This window comes from Winogradskyella marincola, assembly GCF_029624125.1.
Classification (GTDB): Bacteria; Bacteroidota; Bacteroidia; order Flavobacteriales; family Flavobacteriaceae; genus Winogradskyella; species Winogradskyella marincola.
Map to the genome: position 1 here is coordinate 196,514 of NZ_JARSBN010000002.1, position 18,049 is coordinate 214,562.

16 protein-coding genes are annotated in these 18,049 nt (G+C 33.2%); 9 read left to right on the forward strand and 7 right to left on the reverse strand.

Annotation, left to right across the window (positions count from 1 at the left end; genetic code table 11):
• Positions 1 to 20 precede the first annotated feature (20 nt).
• Positions 21 to 500 carry an acyl-CoA thioesterase gene (locus tag P7122_RS04010; protein WP_278004494.1) on the reverse strand — a complete coding sequence of 160 codons (480 nt, stop codon included), beginning with the start codon at positions 498 to 500 and terminating at the stop codon, positions 21 to 23.
• 130 nt (positions 501 to 630) lie between these two features.
• On the opposite strand from P7122_RS04010, the gene P7122_RS04015 reads away from it, so the two are divergent.
• The 3 genes from P7122_RS04015 to nadD all read left to right on the forward strand — a co-directional run bounded on the left by P7122_RS04015 (position 631) and on the right by nadD (position 2,754).
• A complete protein-coding gene (locus tag P7122_RS04015; protein WP_278004495.1) occupies positions 631 to 1,488 on the forward strand; it encodes a YicC/YloC family endoribonuclease in 858 nt (285 codons plus the stop codon).
• 16 nt (positions 1,489 to 1,504) lie between these two features.
• Complete coding sequence (gene gmk, locus P7122_RS04020) at positions 1,505 to 2,092, forward strand: guanylate kinase (RefSeq protein ID WP_278004496.1); 588 nt, start codon at positions 1,505 to 1,507, stop codon at positions 2,090 to 2,092.
• Positions 2,093 to 2,175: 83 nt separating this feature from the next.
• On the forward strand, positions 2,176 to 2,754 hold the full coding sequence (nadD, locus tag P7122_RS04025) for a nicotinate (nicotinamide) nucleotide adenylyltransferase (RefSeq protein WP_278004497.1): 579 nt from the start codon (positions 2,176 to 2,178) through the stop codon (positions 2,752 to 2,754).
• A 129-nt stretch (positions 2,755 to 2,883) separates the two neighbouring features.
• On the opposite strand, the gene P7122_RS04030 is transcribed toward nadD, so the two are convergent.
• The 4 genes from P7122_RS04030 to P7122_RS04045 all read right to left on the reverse strand — a co-directional run bounded on the left by P7122_RS04030 (position 2,884) and on the right by P7122_RS04045 (position 5,445).
• Positions 2,884 to 3,243, reverse strand: a complete 360-nt coding sequence (locus P7122_RS04030; RefSeq protein WP_278004498.1) for a YraN family protein — start codon at positions 3,241 to 3,243, stop codon at positions 2,884 to 2,886.
• Positions 3,244 to 3,274: 31 nt separating this feature from the next.
• Positions 3,275 to 3,700, reverse strand: coding sequence for a hypothetical protein (locus P7122_RS04035; protein ID WP_278004499.1), 426 nt, complete (start codon positions 3,698 to 3,700; stop codon positions 3,275 to 3,277).
• A gap of 6 nt (positions 3,701 to 3,706) precedes the next feature.
• On the reverse strand, positions 3,707 to 4,726 hold the full coding sequence (locus tag P7122_RS04040; RefSeq protein ID WP_437130085.1) for a S66 peptidase family protein: 1,020 nt from the start codon (positions 4,724 to 4,726) through the stop codon (positions 3,707 to 3,709).
• A 131-nt stretch (positions 4,727 to 4,857) separates the two neighbouring features.
• Entirely contained in the window at positions 4,858 to 5,445 is a 588-nt protein-coding gene (locus P7122_RS04045; protein ID WP_278004500.1) for a hypothetical protein, read from the reverse strand.
• 380 nt (positions 5,446 to 5,825) lie between these two features.
• Here P7122_RS04045 and metG point away from each other — a divergent pair, with 380 nt between their 5' ends.
• Together metG and P7122_RS04055 are read left to right on the forward strand one after the other, a co-directional pair.
• Positions 5,826 to 7,892: a methionine--tRNA ligase gene (gene metG, locus P7122_RS04050; protein ID WP_278004501.1), complete on the forward strand. Its 2,067-nt coding sequence runs from the start codon at positions 5,826 to 5,828 to the stop codon at positions 7,890 to 7,892.
• A 144-nt stretch (positions 7,893 to 8,036) separates the two neighbouring features.
• The gene (locus P7122_RS04055) at positions 8,037 to 8,858 is read left to right on the forward strand and encodes a T9SS type A sorting domain-containing protein (protein WP_278004502.1); all 822 of its coding nucleotides are present in this window, start codon (positions 8,037 to 8,039) and stop codon (positions 8,856 to 8,858) included.
• A gap of 55 nt (positions 8,859 to 8,913) precedes the next feature.
• Here the strand turns inward: P7122_RS04055 and P7122_RS04060 are convergent, their stop codons facing one another.
• Together P7122_RS04060 and P7122_RS04065 are read right to left on the reverse strand one after the other, a co-directional pair.
• Positions 8,914 to 11,517 carry an alkaline phosphatase family protein gene (locus P7122_RS04060; RefSeq protein WP_278004503.1) on the reverse strand — a complete coding sequence of 868 codons (2,604 nt, stop codon included), beginning with the start codon at positions 11,515 to 11,517 and terminating at the stop codon, positions 8,914 to 8,916.
• Positions 11,501 to 11,647, reverse strand: a complete 147-nt coding sequence (locus tag P7122_RS04065) for a hypothetical protein (protein WP_278004504.1) — start codon at positions 11,645 to 11,647, stop codon at positions 11,501 to 11,503. The genes P7122_RS04060 and P7122_RS04065 overlap by 17 nt, the downstream gene beginning before the upstream one ends.
• Positions 11,648 to 11,748: 101 nt before the next feature.
• Between P7122_RS04065 and P7122_RS04070 the strand changes: the two genes are divergently transcribed.
• From P7122_RS04070 to P7122_RS04085, 4 genes are all read left to right on the forward strand, one after another.
• Complete coding sequence (locus P7122_RS04070; RefSeq protein ID WP_278004505.1) at positions 11,749 to 13,866, forward strand: Tex family protein; 2,118 nt, start codon at positions 11,749 to 11,751, stop codon at positions 13,864 to 13,866.
• A gap of 106 nt (positions 13,867 to 13,972) precedes the next feature.
• Positions 13,973 to 14,641 carry a hypothetical protein gene (locus P7122_RS04075; protein ID WP_278004506.1) on the forward strand — a complete coding sequence of 223 codons (669 nt, stop codon included), beginning with the start codon at positions 13,973 to 13,975 and terminating at the stop codon, positions 14,639 to 14,641.
• A gap of 134 nt (positions 14,642 to 14,775) precedes the next feature.
• Positions 14,776 to 17,145 (forward strand): hypothetical protein, encoded by a 2,370-nt coding sequence (locus P7122_RS04080; RefSeq protein ID WP_278004507.1) that lies wholly within the window; start codon positions 14,776 to 14,778, stop codon positions 17,143 to 17,145.
• Positions 17,146 to 18,048: a histone deacetylase family protein gene (locus P7122_RS04085; RefSeq protein ID WP_278004508.1), complete on the forward strand. Its 903-nt coding sequence runs from the start codon at positions 17,146 to 17,148 to the stop codon at positions 18,046 to 18,048. It begins immediately after the preceding gene.
• The last annotated feature ends 1 nt before the right edge of the window (position 18,049 follow it).

The following is an 18,049-nucleotide window of genomic DNA, read 5'->3' on the forward strand; positions in this document are numbered from 1 at the left end:
CTTTAGTATAATTATTTACTTTATATTTTAAGTGGCTTCGGTCTCACACCATGCTTTCTGGTATCTTCTTTGGTAAGCACTTTATAGTTTTCAGACTTTGGAAATGTATGTGCCAATTGTAACAATTCATCAGGCAAACCCGCTAGTTTTCTTGCTTTTAAGTCTATCCATGCACCTTGCATTTCGCAATACGCTAAATTCTCTCCTTTGTGATTGTAAAAATTATGTTCAAACATAAAAAGCATGCCATCTTCACTTAGACCAGACACTTCAATAGTAACTGTAATTGGTGTACCAATAAAGGATTCTTTAAAATAGTACATGTGCTCATAGAACACAACAGGTCCAATATTATGCTTCATTATTTCTGGCATAGAAAAGCCTTGTTCGCCAAAAAAAGACATCCTCGCATGACTCATAAAATTAGTGTAAGCAGAATTGGCCAAATGACCATTAGCATCAACATCACTCCAGCGAATTTCAAATTGTTTTTTGTACATGGTAAATCTTTGGTTTAAGAAAACAAAGTTAACAAACCCTCTTATGCACGCATAAGAGTTTCTAAAAATTTTAAGATAATTTAAGAACCGCTGATTTTTGTACCTTTGCCCAACTTTAATCGCATCTTTAATGATACAATCCATGACAGGTTATGGGAAATCTGTTTTACAACTCCCAACCAAAAAAATATCTATAGAGTTAAAATCACTAAATAGTAAAAACTTAGATGTTAACGCTCGTATGCCATCTATGTATAGAGCAAAAGAACTAGATATTAGAAAACTACTTGCCAAATACCTCGTAAGAGGCAAAGTAGATTTTTCGCTTTTTGTTGAAATTACAGGTGAAGACAGTAGCTCTAAAATTAACACAACTGTTGTTAAAGAATACATGAAACAACTTAAGGATGTGGTTGACGGAGACAGTATAGAGTTATTAAAAATGGCTGTACGCTTACCAGATGCTGTAACTACAGAACGTGATGATATTGACGAAGAAGAATGGTTAAAAATCGCTGAAGGTATTAATGAAGCCATCTCTAAAATTGTCAATTACCGAGAAGACGAAGGTGCTATATTGAAGCAAGATTTTACAGATAGAATTGCAACACTAAAAGAATTACTAGACCAAGTTATTGCAATGGATCCTGAGCGTATTGATGGTGTAAGAGCACGTTTAGAAAAAGGCATTGCAGACATTAAAGAAAAAGTAGATGAAAACCGTTTTGAACAAGAACTCGTTTACTACATTGAAAAGTTTGACATTACAGAAGAAAAAGTAAGACTAGATAATCATTTAGACTATTTTATAAAAACTTTAAACTCTAATGATTCTAACGGAAAAAAACTAGGTTTTATCTCTCAAGAAATTGGTAGAGAAATCAATACCATTGGCTCAAAATCTAACTATGCACCAATGCAAAAGCTCGTGGTGCAAATGAAAGATGAGCTAGAGAAAATAAAGGAACAATTATTGAATGTGCTGTAATTAAAAACAAATCTACGTGTCTAAAGAATTAAATAAACAAGGGAAACTTATTGTATTTTCAGCACCTTCTGGTTCTGGCAAAACTACAATTGTACGTCACCTTTTAAAACAACCCGAACTTAATTTAGAATTTTCAATATCTGCCACATCGCGAGAAGCACGTGGTAACGAGGTCCATGGTAAAGATTATTATTACCTCTCTCTAAAGGAGTTTAAAAACAAAATTAAAAACGACGAATTTTTAGAATGGGAAGAAGTTTATAGAGATAACTTTTATGGTACTCTAAAGACTGAGATTGAGCGCATTTGGGCACAAGGAAAGCATGTTATTTTTGATATTGATGTATCTGGTGGTCTACGTATAAAACGTAAATTCCCTGAACAAACTTTAGCCATTTTTGTAAAACCACCAGACTTAAACGAATTGGTAAGACGATTAAAAGATCGTGGTGAAGAAAGTGCTGAAAAAATTAGCATGCGTGTTGCCAAAGCTCCAGCAGAATTAGCTACAGCACCACTTTTTGACACAATTGTTGTTAACTCTAACTTAGACGAAGCTTTAGAAAACGCTTATAAACTGGTGTCTGATTTTATCAAAAAATAAATATTAATCTGTCACCCTGAACTTGTTTCAGGGTCTTAATTTTTTAAATAGATGCTGAAACATGTTCAGCATGACAAAATATTATGAAAATAGGTCTTTACTTCGGCACATTTAACCCAATACACATTGGTCATTTAACGATTGCAAACCATTTAGCAGAGCATAGTGATTTAGACCAAATATGGTTTGTAGTAACTCCTCAAAGTCCGTTTAAGAAAAAAAGTAGCTTGCTCGATAACTACCAGCGTTTAGAAATGGTATTTCAGGCAACGAAAGATTATGATAAACTGCGACCTAGTGACATAGAATTTAGTCTTAAACAACCAAACTACACTATAGATACGCTCGTTTATCTCGAAGAAAAATATCCTAACCATACGTTTTCTTTAATTATGGGAGAGGACAATCTTAAAGGGTTTCATAAGTGGAAAAACTACGAGCTAATTTTAGAAAACTACAACATCTACGTATATCCTCGTATTTCTGAAGGTAAAACAGACACACAGTTTAAAGATCACCCAAAAATTCATCACGTAGCAGCTCCAATAATGGAAATTTCTTCAACATTTATTAGAAATTCTATTAAGGATGGTAAAAATATTCGTCCTCTACTCCCTTATGCTGTTTGGGAATACATTGACGAGATGAATTTTTATAAGTAAAACTCCTGCGTAGGCAGGAATCTCATAGCTTTAAGACTTATACCATTTGAGATTACTGGTATCACTTTAATGAAAGTTTTGAAATAAAAGATAGAGATACTGAAACAAGTTCAGCATGACAATTTCTACTTAAAAATGATAAAAAGCATTTTCTAAATGCTCAATCTTGTAGGCTTTGTTTTCTTTAACAATGGCAATAATATCGAATCTAACCTCAACATCTAAGTCGTTTTCTGTTACATATTCGTCCACTGCTTTTACGAGGTTTTTTATCTGTTTTGGCTTTACAAAATCCTGAGGATTTCCAAACTCTAACGAACTTCTGGTTTTTACCTCAACAATTGCCAAAATATCACCTTTTTGGGCAATAATATCAACTTCGGCTTTATCAAAACGGTAATTACGCTCCACAATATCGTAGCTATTTTCGATTAGAAAATCCACAGCCAGTTGCTCTCCTTTTTTACCAAGTTCGTTGTGTTGAGCCATAGTTCTTTGAATAACTAGTTTTTGATAAAATTTACTTTAACTTATTAAATAAATAATCTGTTAGACTTAATTCTTTTAAAACCATACCTGCTGAAAACACATAAAACACTATAATCATTAAAGATGAAATATTCAGCATACCCACATAAGCATTATGGCTTGACAGTATATAAACCGAATATATCAAAAGAAGTGTACCAATAACTGACAATATATTTTTGACAAACAGTTTTAATCTTAACATGCTTAAACCAATTAACACCTTCCCTAGAAGTGAAAAGAAGCCAATTGCAGAAAGATATTCATTTGTTAGGAATGAATAATTAAACTTAAAACTACCTTCTAAAAAATCTGAAATGAAAATAATATCCGTTAATATTAAAAAGCCTACACCATGACCAGCTCCAAATAAAATAATAGAATGCATTATAATGTAAACTATCTTTATTCTTTGCATATTATTTTAACGATAGCTTAATTCGGAACTTTCCTTCCCAACCTTCAACTCCACTTCTCTACCCAGCACTAATGCTCTATTATCTTTTTCATGTCCGGCTGGCATATTAAAAGCTATCGGAAAATCATAATCTGCTGTTGCATCTAATATCAATTGCTCTATCGATGTGCCCCAAAGTGTTGTGTTTTTTCTCAACTTAGACATATCACCAACAACTAAACCTTTAAGGTTTTCAAAATAACCTGCACGCTTCATACTTTGTAGCATACGATCTATATGATATTTGTACTCACCTATTTCTTCAATAAAAAGAATTTTTCCAGAGGTATCTATACTTGTATCAGAACCTAACATAGTGTGCAACATGGTTAAATTACCACCAATTAATTGCCCTTTTGCTTCACCTTCTCTATTATATTTAGAACCTTCTAAATCATAATTTTCAGGCTTACCGAATAGTGCTGCTTTAAACGTATCTACAGACTCTTGCACTTCTGATATATCTTTTGTTAAGCTCACACACATTAAGGCATGCAAAGACTCAAAACCTTGGTTATGTAGCTGATTATGTAACGCTGTAATATCACTGTAACCGATAATCCACTTAGGATTCTCTTTTAGTTTGGTGTAATCTAATTTATCTAAAATTCGCACTGTACCATAACCTCCTCTTGCACACCAAATGGCACTAATTGTTGGGTCGTCCATAGCTTTTTGCAAATCTTCGCAACGTTCTTCGTCTGTACCTGCAAAATGATTAGCCTTGCTAAACACATGTTTACCAACAGTAGCGTGCAAACCCCAACTTTTTAGTAAATCGACAGCCTGTTGCACTTCTCGCTCTCTGTTTTTTAGTATTCCCGAAGGTGCTACAATAGCAACAGTATCTCCTTCTTTTAGGTATGGAGGCCTAATTAATTCTGATGTCATTTTATTGGGTTTATGTGTTTCATTTTGAGCATTACCTTCAAAATGCTTACCTAACAGAACCACTAAGCATAGGACTATAACTTGCTTAATATTCATAATTTTTGGTTTTTGTAAATATAAAAAGTTAATCTCTAAGAACTAAAAGAATTAGACTGTTAGTACTATTGAAATAAAAAAGGTTATCGCTATAGAACGATAACCTTTTTTAATCTTATGAGATAGATTTTCTATCTAAAAAATAAACGCGGCTTTGAAGCACCTTCTTCAGCTGGTCTTCCAAATTCATCTGAAAAATCATAAGCTCTTAAAGGTCCTGAAAAACTTCCTGAAAAAGCAGTTCCATCACTTGTTGTACCTTCAAACTCTAATTCGTAAGAAGAACCATTATCTAAAACAGAAAAACTTCCTGAATTAATAGATATTCCCTCATCTTGCTCTATTGTAGCATTAATATACACTTCGGCATACTCATAACCACCAGCATCTGCAGACCCAAAACTATAAGTACCCACTTGTAAATCTGAAACATTACTTGTAAAAAGTTCAAAATATACACCAGAAAAAACATCCTCTGTAGGGAAAGGATATCCATCAACAGTTCTTACTTGTGTATCAACTAGTGTAATATCAAAATTATAAATGCCATCCATATACTCACCGTAATCCATGATAACACCTGATTTTAATTGAATTTCGGTATCACCATAAATAACAACTCCGCTTCCGGATGATGAACCTCCATCATCATCATTCTTGCATGAATAAGACATTAAGCCTACACTTAGTAGTAAAACAAATAATTTTAAGTTTTTCATTTTTTTAATAATTTTTGAATTGGGTCTCAATTTAATCTAATTTTCAGACTCACAAAGAAAAAACCTACAAAAACACACACTCAAGATGCTAAATATCAATTATTTCTACATAAACAAACATTACACCAACCAAAATCATAATTAAAAATCGTTTCTTTATTTCTTAAGCCATTTGATATCAATTTCAAACTAAAATCCTATTAAACCCAAAATAGCAAAATCAAAATTGAATCGAGTTTGATATATGTATAGTTACATTTTGTTTTTTATCGCTTTTTCTTTTAAATCTAGAGAAAAAAAGCATTCTACTTAAAGTTAAAGACCATTATGTTTCAATACAAAAACTTAATAGTTATTTTTGCTGATTAAACTATGTTTTCATGTCAAAGAGATATACTATTACAGCTGCTTTACCTTACACTAATGGTCCAATTCATATTGGTCATTTAGCAGGTGTTTATGTGCCAGCAGATATTTATTCGAGATATTTAAGATTAACAGGTAATGACGTTGCTTTTATTTGCGGTAGTGATGAGCATGGTGTTCCTATTACTATTAAAGCAAAAAAGGAAGGAGTGACTCCACAAGATATTGTAGATAAGTATCATGCTATCATCAAAACTTCATTTGAAGATTTTGGCATTTCTTTTGACAACTATTCGCGTACCTCAGCGAAAATACATCACGATACAGCTTCAGAATTCTTTAAAACACTTTATGACAAAAATGAGTTTGTAGAAGAAGTGTCTGAACAATTATACGATGCTGAAGCCAATCAGTTTTTGGCTGATCGCTTTGTTATTGGTACGTGTCCAAAATGTGGTTTTGAAGAAGCCTATGGAGACCAATGTGAAAACTGTGGAACCAGCCACAACGCTACAGATTTAATTAATCCGAAGTCTGCCATTACAGGTAATACACCAACATTAAAAGAAACCAAACACTGGTTTTTACCTTTAAATAAGCACGAAGAATTTTTACGTGAATGGATTTTAAAAGGGCATAAAAAAGATTGGAAACCTAACGTTTACGGCCAAGTAAAATCTTGGGTAGACGATGGACTACGTCCTAGAGCCGTAACCAGAGATTTAGATTGGGGAATTCCTGTGCCTGTAGAAGGTGGAGAAGGCAAAGTATTGTATGTTTGGTTCGATGCACCTATTGGCTACATCTCTGCCACCAAAGAATGGGCTGCACGTGTAGGCAAAAACTGGGAAGATTACTGGAAAGACGAAAACACCAAACTGGTACACTTTATTGGTAAGGATAATATTGTGTTTCACTGCATCATTTTCCCATCAATGCTAAAGGCTGAAGGCTCATACATTCTACCAGAAAATGTGCCTGCTAACGAGTTTTTAAATTTGGAAGGCAATAAACTTTCAACTTCAAAAAACTGGGCCGTTTGGTTACCAGAGTATTTAGAAGATTTTCCAAATCAGCAAGATGTGTTGCGCTATGCTTTAACGGCTAATGCACCAGAAACTAAGGACAATGATTTTACATGGAAAGATTTCCAAGCCAGAAACAATAATGAGTTGGTGGCTATTTTTGGTAATTTCATTAATCGTGTTGCTGTACTAACTAACAAATATTATAACGGAGAAATTCCGCAACCAGCAGAATTTAAAGCGATAGATGAAGAAACCTTGGCAGCAGTAAAAGCGTATCCTGCGGTAATTGCAAGTTCTATTGAGCGTTACCGTTTTAGAGAAGGTAGCCAGGAATTAATGAATTTAGCACGTCTCGGAAACAAGTATCTAGCTGATGAAGAGCCTTGGAAAACTATAAAAACAGACGAAGAACGTACTAAAACCGTAATGTTTGTGGCTTTACAAATTGCTTCGGCTTTAGCTGTGTTAAGTGAACCGTTTTTACCATTTACGTCTGATAAATTGAAATCAATTTTAAATCACGCTGAACTTGATTCTGAATTGACTTGGGAAGACATTTCAACTAAAGATGTTTTACTTCCTGCAGGTCACAGCATTCAATCCGGAAAACCAGAATTATTATTTTCTAAGATTGAAGATGACACCATTCAAAAGCAATTAGATAAACTTGAAGCTAGTAAAAAAGCCAACGAAGCGGCTAACAAAAAAGTAGAGCCTCAAAAAGAGGAAATTACTTTTGATGATTTTACAAAATTAGACCTTCGTGTTGGTACTATTTTAGAGGCTGAAAAAATGCCAAAAACTAAAAAATTACTGGTTTTAAAAGTCGACACTGGTATCGATACACGTACTATTGTTTCTGGTATTGCAGAAAGTTTTTCACCAGAAGATGTTATCGGCAAACGTGTTACTGTTTTAGTCAACTTAGCACCAAGAAAATTGCGAGGAGTAGAAAGTCAAGGTATGATTTTAATGACTGAAGACGAAAGTGGTAATTTAGTGTTTGTAAATCCTAATATCGACGGAGTTCCTAATGGATTGAAGATTAGCTAATTACTCTAGTTAAAATTCTTAAATTATTAATTTTCAATCTTTTTTATTGTCAAAAACATAAAAATTAATGGTGTTCTATACCTATCTTTAGTTGATATCATAAAAAAATGTATCTTTCTATTGATAAACTAAATTTTCTTTTAAATGAAAAAAACTACTTCTTCAAAATTTACTAAACAATTAGCTAAATATGGTGCATTAACAGTTGCCATAGCAGGTGTTGCCGATGCAAATGGACAAATTGTATATACTGATGTTGACCCTGATTTTTCGGGCAACAGTGGTGATGAATTTTTCTTGGATCTTAACCAAGATACTGTAAATGATTTTAGAATACATCAATCTGGTTATAATTTATTTATAGAACCATTAACGGCTAGTAATAGTGTTCTAGGTTCTGGGTCTTCTTCAAACACCTTTGTATATCCTTATGCGCTTTCTAGTGGCGCAGTTGTTTCTGCTGGCCAACCAGTATGGCTCAACCAAGGTTTTTCTGGCGGTTTTCAATCACTAAACTATGGTTCAAGTAGTTATTGTTCTTTTGGAAATTGGTGTAGTGAAACTGATAAATTCTTAGGGTTGAGATTTACAGTTGGTGGCAATATACATTATGGATGGGCCAAGTTAGATGCAACTTTTGATAACGGATGGACCATTAAAGAATTTGCCTATAACTCTACGGCCGATGAAAGTATAGAAGCAGGTCAACAAACCCTTGGTGTAAGTTCTAACGATATACAAGATGTTAGAATTGTTGGGCTTAATAAATCTATTGGATTATATAATCTTACAGAAACTACTGAATATACATTATACAATATTGAAGGTAAACAGCTGCTCAATGGCAAAATCGAAAATGTAAACTCTAGCGTAATTGAAGCCAACCAAATGACTTCAGGTATTTATATTTTAGAATTAAACACGCTAGAATCTAATACTACTTTAAGGAAAAAAGTAGTATTATAAAATACTTAAGAAATAACTCTTTAAAAGTAACGGTAATAATTACCGTTACTTTTTTTTATGATCTATTGCGATAAAGTTTGGTGTCTACACAGGCACACATTTTTTCTGTATCCAAATTCTTAAGTCCTAAAAATTTTGAAATTTTTTCTGTTATATCATTTGGTGAGTTTATCACATCCTTGTGATTAACATACATAAGTTCTACATGAGGTTCCTTGTTCTTCCAAATAGAAACTTGATTTAGATGTTTTTCGTAAGTTTCTAAAAGACGTGTAGGTAAAACTTCGGGATCTTTACCAAGCATTACTTGTTGAGATTTTACAACTTCGCCTAAATCTCTATTCATAAAAATTACCTTATACCTATATTTTGGATCTAGATATTTCAATAATGGTGCAACTACCTTTACAGATTTGCCTTGTGCTTTTTCTATCCAAGTATTATCTCTTGCAATTGACATTACTGGGTCATACTCATAATACCCTTTAGGATTTGATTTATCCGCTTTACGATTATTGTCCGTTAAAACTTCGAGTCCTCCTTTATCTAGCATTTGCATCATTAATGATGTCCCAGATCTAGGTAATCCAGAAACCACAACTATCTGATTTTCGATATATTGGAATGTCGATTTATCCGTTAAATCGATTGAATTTTGTTTCTTATTAATATTTTGAATAGCAGTTTCCGCCCTAAAATGCGTTTTAGGCTTCAACATTGCTGCTGTTTCATAGGCTTTTTTAGCATTTTCCAAATCTCCAAATTTTTCAAGAGCTTCGCCGAGCGTATAATGTGCTTTAGGAAAATATTTCACCAACTCTATAGCTACAAAGGCATGATCAATGGCCTCTTCATAATCTCCTAAACGAATGTAAGTTTCTGCCAAAGCTTGGTGTGTTTTAGCTTTATCCGATTCATATTTCAAAGAACTCTCATAGGCTTCTTTGGCATTTTCAAATTCATTGAGTTGCCTATAAATGTTACCTATCTGATACCAAACTTCAGAATTTGGTTTATTATTCTTGGCTTTATTTAAAAGCTTTAAAGCTTCATGAACTTTCCCTTTGTTAATTAAAATTTTTGCTTCAGAAAAGTAAGTGTTTATCTCAAAATACTTATCTCTTGTTTTTAGTTCTTTCAAGTATATTTCCGCCTTGTCAAAATCCTTTGTAGCAATACTTATAGATAGAAGATCCATATAAAATGGAATGACATCTATTTTAGAATCTCCTACTTTAACATCAATAGAGTCCTTTTTCTTTTTTAAACTTTCTATTTCCTCTTGTTCAAAAACAGGATAATCCTCTGAGATTAAATCCAGTAAAATTTCTTTTGCCCTATCATAATCTTTTTTACCTGAGTAGACTCTGGCTAAATTGTGCTTAAGGTCACATTTTGTTTTTAAAACTGCTGTTTCCATTTTTTCATCAGGTCGTTCTATATACCCTAAATCTATAAGCTGCTCTAAAGTTTCTTGATCACTTAATTGGTCTGCTTCTTTTGATTTGTCCTGTTCACCAAAATCTCCACTTACATTTTCCCAAGTATCAATATAATTAGGCTCTTTAACGTCTTTAAATATATCTAAAGCTACTTTACCATCCATATCTTTTCCTATTGGCAGATTGTACATATGTAAAATGGTAGGAGCGACATCAATAAGACCTAGTCCAAATACTTTTTCGTTCTTTTTAATGTTTGGACCAGAAGCAACAAACATTCCAAATTGTCTATGGTCGAGAGATGGTGCTGCTGGGTATTTTGGCATCTTTACAATTCGTTTATGTCCAGATTCAAATCCATGATCTGACATCACAATAACTGTAGTATCTTTATCGACTAAAGATAGCGTCCTATCAAGCATCATATCCTGAAAACGATATGCACCAATTACACATTCGTTATAAATATCATATAAATCTTGAGGAACACTATTTAATTTTGGTGGATGGTATTTCATAAAGGCGTGACAAATATGATCTATTAAATCATAATAAATTGCCATAAAATCCCAATCTGTTGTTCTTAGTAAGTTTGTTGCCGCAGCATGAATAGAACTATTCTCAGCCATGATTCTTGCAAAAGCCTGTAAACCCTTATGTTTTTCTTGATCTATTTGCCCAGCTTTAGGTATAAAAGGTAATATATGAGCTTCAGTAATTTCGTGAGAAAACATTCGTAAATCTTGAATATCATTCACTAAGCTTTCTGGATGAACAGTTCCCTTAACAATAGGATTTTTGGCTTTTGGGTCTTGTTTTACTTTTTGAAATTTATCCGTTACAACAACACCATTTATTGGCTCTGCAGGAAAACTTGGCCACCAACCTACAAGATTACTTTTTAATCCTTGATTATGTAAAATATTCCATATGGCTCTAGATTTTCTTGAATTTACAGTAACAGGTCTTACTCCCTTCATATCTGGCATTAACTCAATAAAACCAAGAACACCATGTTTGTCTGGGGTTTTTCCTGTAGCTACTGTAGACCACAACATAGGTGAATACGGAGGGTTCATTGTTGCCATATTACCATACACACCATTATTAATTAATCTCTGTAATGCTGGCATTTGTCCTTTAGCTAAAAGGGGACCTATAATCTGCCAATCGGCTGCATCCCATCCAATTAAAAGTACTTTATTTTTTTTGCTCATTCTTTCTTTTTGATTTTGCCTGTTTTTTAACCTCACGCCAAGCTCTTAAACCCACATCGCCTAGAGCCAACAATCCCAAAGAACCTTTTTCAGTAACTTCATAATTATGATTAATGGTTTCTTTATTCATACCATTTGTTATTTATTTGACACAATATTTAACTTTGAAAATAAATATAAAAAACTTAATCTTTTTCCTACTACTATTTCAGGACTTCATTTACTTTATTCATGATCGCATTCATTCAAAATCATACGCAATTATCACAAACATCTATAAAAAACACCATAAAATTACTCAACGAAGATTGCACAATTCCCTTCATTTCTCGTTATAGAAAAGAAGCAACTGGTAATTTAGATGAAGTTGAAGTTGGCTTAATCGTAAAGTTTAAAGAAGAATTTGAAGCTTTAGAAAAACGAAAAGCATCCATTCTAAAAGCTTTAGAAGAACAAGATGTCTTAACCGAAGCTTTGAAGCAAAGTATTGAGGACGCTACAGACTTAACCACGCTTGAAGACTTATATTTACCATATAAGAAAAAGCGAAAAACTAAGGCTGAAACTGCTCGTAAAAATGGCCTAGAGCCTTTGGCTAAAATCCTAATGAGCCAAAATGCTAACGATATAGAATCTATTGCTTACAAGTATGTAAAAGGCGACATATCATCTACAGAAGACGCACTAGAAGGTGCCAGACATATTATTGCCGAATGGATTAACGAGCGCACAGATATTAGAAACGCATTAAGACAGCAACTAGAACGGTTTGCTCAGATAAGCACTAAAGTTGTTAAGGTAAAAGAAACCGAAGAAAAAGCACAGAAATTCAGAGATTATTTTGATTGGTCCGAAAGTTTGGGTCGTATTCCATCGCATCGCTTGCTCGCTATATTACGTGCAGAAAGCGAAGGTTTTATCAGAGTAAAAATTGAAATTGATGACGATAAAGCCTTAGAACGCATAGACAGAAAAATTATTCGAAGTAACAATGCTTGTGCAGACCAGTTAGAATTGGCAATTTCTGATGCTTATAAGCGCTTACTTTTTCCATCGTTGAGCAAAGAAGCCTTAAATGCCGCTAAAGAAAAAGCAGACGATGCAGCTATTACTGTCTTTGCTAAAAATTTAAGACAGCTTTTATTAGGCTCACCTATTGGCGAAAAACGTGTTTTAGCTATAGATCCTGGATTTAGAACTGGTTGTAAAGTGGTTTGTCTTGATGAAAACGGTAACTTAAAACACAATGAGACCATCTATCCGCACGCACCAAAAAATGACTTCTCTGGAGCAATAAAAAAACTGGCTTCACTTACCGAAGCGCATAAAATTGAAGCCATTGCTATTGGTAATGGTACAGCATCGAGAGAAACAGAAACTTTGGTTAGAAAAATTCAGTTTAAAAATGATGTTCAGGTTTTTGTGGTCAGCGAAGCTGGTGCGAGTATTTACTCAGCTTCAAAAAATGCACGAGACGAATTCCCAAATTACGATGTTACTGTAAGAGGTGCTGTTTCTATTGGTAGACGATTGCAAGATCCTTTAGCAGAATTGGTAAAGATTGATGCCAAGTCTATTGGTGTTGGGCAATACCAACACGATGTAGACCAAACAAAACTACAAAAGCAACTTGGCATTGTGGTAGAAAATTGCGTAAATGCTGTTGGTGTTAATATTAATACAGCGAGTGTTTCACTTTTAAGTTATGTATCTGGAATTGGACCAAAACTAGCGGAAAATATCGTTAACTACAGAACAGAACATGGTGCATTCTCATCAAGAAAAGCTATAAAAAAAGTGCCGCGTTTGGGAGGAAAAGCCTTTGAGCAGTCGGCTGCTTTCTTAAGAATTAAAGAGGCTAAAAACCCTTTGGATGATTCTTCTGTACATCCTGAAAGTTATGCCATTGTTGAAAAAATGGCTAAGGATGAAGGTGTTTCTATAAAAGAATTAATTGGTAATAAAAGCCGACTTCAAAATATTGATTTAAAAAAATATTATACAGAAACCGTTGGTTTACCTACACTACAAGACATTGTAAAAGAGCTTGAAAAACCTGGTTTAGACATTAGAGAGGAAGCGAAAGTTTTTACTTTTAATCAAAACATAAAAACTATAAACGATCTTCACGAAGGACAACTTCTTCCTGGTATTGTCAATAACATTACCAACTTTGGTTGTTTTGTAGATATTGGCATTAAAGAAAGTGGCTTAATTCACGTTTCAAACCTAAGCGATAGCTTTGTCAAAGATGTTAATGAGCACGTGCATCTGCATCAACAAATTATAGTAAAAGTACTAGATGTTGATGTGAGCAGAAAGCGTATTCAACTGAAATTACATAAGTAGTATTCTTTCAAAAAAAAATAAGAATCTAAAAGTGCCAGAACTTATATTGTCTGTAAATTCTTATATTGACACTGTTATAACCACCTTAAACTAACTAACAAAACAAATGGACGGAATAAGAATAATACTCATCGTTATTGCTGCTCTGATTATAATTGTGAATCTATTTATAAATTTTTCTAATATTTTTAAAATAGTTTCTTACTGCTTTAAATCAAACACTTTAAACCAATACTGGAGTTTATTTTTTAAAAACTGTGTTAGTGCTAGAGCTCTTATCTCTTCGGTATTTGCCATAATTATAGCTGTTATAATTTTTATTATCATTACACCTTTTGTTCTTTTTAGACGTGCTACTATTGGCAAAAAGACAGCTGCTTTAATTGAAGAAGGCATCTTATTTGAGTATCAAGATTTAAACTTAAACGATAAAAACGTTCATTTTAATTCTAACTTAGAATCACTTACAGGCATTTCTTTAACTAATGATTTAGCAGCAACAGGAAATGTAAAAATAGACGTTACTTTGGTTATTAGCGAAATACAAACCAAAGTACAAGCTGAGGACAAGACATTTTCTTTTAAAGCTATGCATAATATTACCTTGAATGATGGTAAAGATGCTATTGTACCTGTTTTTATAACAATTGACCAAAAAAGTCATCCTGTTTACTTTGTTTATAACGAAACGCACAAAAATCAATTCAATAAGATAAATAGCAAACTTTACAGCCGAGGATTTAAGTCTATCTATTTTTCAATTTTACCGATGTAAGTTTTTTTAGGTTAAAAAAAAGATATTCAATTTCTAAACCTAATATCTTTTAGGTCTTTACACAGAAGACCTAACCAGCAATGGTACTTTCATTTCTGAAGAGAAAACTATATCTTTAGAATAAAATAACTACTATGAAAACACCTTCTAATCTGAGTTTTTATTCAATATTATCAATAATATTTCTAAGCCTTATTAATGTCTCATACAGTCAAGAAGAAAAGCTCGTTAAATCATACACAGACTATCATAAAACTGCCAGAGAGATCGTTTACTTACATCTCAATAAGTCTACTTACATAAAAGGTGAAGATATTGGCTTTACAGCTTATGTTTTAGACAAAAGAAATAAAAAACCTTCAATCTACACTTCTAATCTTTATGTGATCATTGAAGATTCTAACAACACCATTGTAAAACAAAAGTTAGTACGTGTAAATGAAGGCGTAGCTTCTAACATTTTTGAAGTTGATTCTTCTTTTAGTTCTGGCACATACAGCATTAAAGCCTATACCAATTGGATGCTTAACTTTAATGAAAAGAACTATTATTCTGAATCTATACAAATCATCGATCTCGAAAAACAAGCTAAAGAAAATACAACTCTTGCTGAAAATGATATTGATGCTCAGTTTTTACCAGAAAGTGGCCATTTACTTAGTGACGTATCTAATGTTATAGGTGTTACTCTTAAAGACCAATATGGCTACGGCATTCCAAATGCTAAAGGAACCGTTATTGACAATAACAAAAACACAATAACAACCTTTGCGACCAACCAGTTTGGTATTGGCAATTTTCAACTCACACCTACTACAACAAACACTTATACCGTAAAACTTAATGCCGAAGGCAAAGCGTACGAGACAAGCCTTAATCAAGAAATAGAAAAGAAAGGTATTATTATCAGTCTAAACAAACTAAAAGACAAAATCTATATCTCTCTGGCTACTAATAACGAAACCTTAAATACCATTAAAAATCAAAGGTACACGCTGATGATTCATAATGGAAATAGTTATAACTTAATGGATGTTTACTTTACAGACAATACTGTTATTACTAAGGTTCTGGACAAGAATAACACCTCTCCTGGTATTAATATTGTCACGCTTCTCAATGCAGAAGACAAGCCTATTGCTGAGCGTTTGTTCTTTAATCATAGTGGTATCAAAATTATAGAACCAAGTACTGTTACAACTTCCAAAACAACCGATTCTATTGCTTTTAATTTAAAATTCAATTCTCTAAACCCTAATCTTAAAAACTCTTTTAGCATTTCGGTTTTACCGCAAGACACCAAATCTTACAACAAGGAAAACAACATTATTTCATCGACTTATTTAGAACCTTACGTTAAAGGAATTATAGAACAGCCTAAATACTATTTTACCAATACTGACCTCAAAAAAGAGTATGAATTAGACAACCTTTTAATTACACAAGGTTGGAGTAGTTATAATTGGGACGATATTTTTAAAGGTGCACCAAGCTTATCTTATGAGTTTGAACAAGGTATTACCGTAAAAACCAATACTGCTTTTAACAGTAATGCTCAATTGATGTATAGTGTAAATAACGAAGGCTTTATGATTGCAGAAGCAAACCCTAAAGATTCATACTACTGGATTTACGGACTATATCCTGAAGATAATACTACCATCAACATGTCCGAAGTTACAGAAGCCAAAGGGCTAAAACCTGCTTCTGTGTACTTACAGTTTTTTCCAAAGGCAATACCTCAGCTTACCAATAACATCAATGATTTAATCTACAGCGAAAAAATACAAGAGCTAAAAAGAACTAATTATTCTAAAAACAACTTTTTTAAGAATACACAAAATTTACAAGAGTCAGATACCGTAAATGTTGTGTCTAGCCCAATACTAGAAAAAAGATTTAAGCAACATGAGTTAAGCACAGACAGATTTGGAAGAGTTACTGTAGTTGATGAACAAGATGAAACCAATCTTATCAGATTAACAGATTACATAGATCAAAGAATAAAAAGTGAAAGAATAAGAACCCAAAACAGTAATGACTCTTCATTAAAAATCGGAAGATTTCAAATAAATTATTTTTTAGACGATGTACTCTTAACCGACCCAACAATTTTAGAAGGTTTATTTTTATCAGATATTGAGTCTATTGAATTTAATAGGTTTGGCGTAGGTGATGGCTACAGAAGCCCTAATGGCTTTGTAAAAATTTACACTAAAAAGTTTCCTTCTTATGGATACGACAAAAAAACCACTAAAGCATACGAATTTCCTTTAACCTTTAGTGCTGATAAAAAGTTTTATATCCCAAAATACAAACTATATCAAAATGATTTTTTTAAAAACTATGGTGTTATAGATTGGAAAACAAACCTTACGGCAAACAAAAATGGCATTATCACTTTTAAAATCGCAAAACCAAAAGTTCCAATAAGTCTTTATATTGAAGGTATTGCAAACGATGGATCACTGGTGTCTGAAGACAAAAAAATCTCTTTAGACTAAATGCTAAAAATAGCATACCACCCAATTTATAAACATCCATTGCCTGAAGGACATCGTTTCCCAATGGAGAAGTACGATTTGCTACCTCAGCAATTATTGCATGAAGGGACTTGTACTAATCATAATTTTTTTGAACCTCAAAAACCAAACGACAAACACATTGTTGCTATACACGACCCAGAATACTACTACGACCTTGTTAATGTAACACTAGATCAAAGAGCTGCCAGAAAAATAGGATTTCCGTTGAGCAGAACTTTAGTAGAACGCGAAGTTTTAATTGCCGATGGCACAATTAAAGCATCAGAGTTTGCAATAAAACATAGCATAGCTATGAACATTGCTGGTGGCACACACCATGCTTACACCAATCGTGGCGAAGCTTTTTGTTTACTCAACGATCAGGCTATTGGAGCGCGATATCTTCAGAAAAAAGGACTAGCACAAATGATCCTTATTGTAGATTTAGATGTACATCAAGGTAATGGTACTGCAGAAATTTTTCAGAATGATGATTCTGTATTTACATTTTCTATGCATGGCAAAAGCAATTATCCTTTTAAAAAAGAATTGAGCGATTTAGATATCGCATTAGACAATGATACCAACGACAATACCTATCTCAAGATTCTAAAAGATACACTTCCTAAACTTATAGATGAGCAACAACCAGATTTTATCTACTACTTGTCTGGTGTAGATGTTATTGCTTCAGATAAATTAGGAAAACTAGGCATGAGCATAGAAGGCTGTAAAGAACGTGACCGTTTTGTTTTACAAACCTGCAAAGACCAAAGTATTCCTGTAATGTGTAGCATGGGAGGAGGATACTCAGCAGACATAAAAATCATTGTAAATGCACATGCCAACACCTACCGATTAGCACAAGAAATTTTCTTTTGAA

What these genes read in the sequence shown, in the direction of transcription:
- P7122_RS04060 (WP_278004503.1), bottom strand. Translation starts at nt 11,517, where the DNA reads ATGAGCAAAAAAAATAAAGTACTTTTAATTGGATGGGATGCAGCCGAT.
- P7122_RS04015 (WP_278004495.1), top strand. Translation starts at nt 631, where the DNA reads ATGATACAATCCATGACAGGTTATGGGAAATCTGTTTTACAACTCCCA.
- P7122_RS04045 (WP_278004500.1), bottom strand. Translation starts at nt 5,445, where the DNA reads ATGAAAAACTTAAAATTATTTGTTTTACTACTAAGTGTAGGCTTAATG.
- nadD (WP_278004497.1), top strand. Translation starts at nt 2,176, where the DNA reads ATGAAAATAGGTCTTTACTTCGGCACATTTAACCCAATACACATTGGT.
- P7122_RS04030 (WP_278004498.1), bottom strand. Translation starts at nt 3,243, where the DNA reads ATGGCTCAACACAACGAACTTGGTAAAAAAGGAGAGCAACTGGCTGTG.
- P7122_RS04085 (WP_278004508.1), top strand. Translation starts at nt 17,146, where the DNA reads ATGCTAAAAATAGCATACCACCCAATTTATAAACATCCATTGCCTGAA.
- P7122_RS04075 (WP_278004506.1), top strand. Translation starts at nt 13,973, where the DNA reads ATGGACGGAATAAGAATAATACTCATCGTTATTGCTGCTCTGATTATA.
- P7122_RS04055 (WP_278004502.1), top strand. Translation starts at nt 8,037, where the DNA reads ATGAAAAAAACTACTTCTTCAAAATTTACTAAACAATTAGCTAAATAT.
- P7122_RS04010 (WP_278004494.1), bottom strand. Translation starts at nt 500, where the DNA reads ATGTACAAAAAACAATTTGAAATTCGCTGGAGTGATGTTGATGCTAAT.
- metG (WP_278004501.1), top strand. Translation starts at nt 5,826, where the DNA reads ATGTCAAAGAGATATACTATTACAGCTGCTTTACCTTACACTAATGGT.
- P7122_RS04070 (WP_278004505.1), top strand. Translation starts at nt 11,749, where the DNA reads ATGATCGCATTCATTCAAAATCATACGCAATTATCACAAACATCTATA.
- P7122_RS04035 (WP_278004499.1), bottom strand. Translation starts at nt 3,700, where the DNA reads ATGCAAAGAATAAAGATAGTTTACATTATAATGCATTCTATTATTTTA.
- P7122_RS04040 (WP_437130085.1), bottom strand. Translation starts at nt 4,726, where the DNA reads ATGAATATTAAGCAAGTTATAGTCCTATGCTTAGTGGTTCTGTTAGGT.
- P7122_RS04080 (WP_278004507.1), top strand. Translation starts at nt 14,776, where the DNA reads ATGAAAACACCTTCTAATCTGAGTTTTTATTCAATATTATCAATAATA.
- P7122_RS04065 (WP_278004504.1), bottom strand. Translation starts at nt 11,647, where the DNA reads ATGAATAAAGAAACCATTAATCATAATTATGAAGTTACTGAAAAAGGT.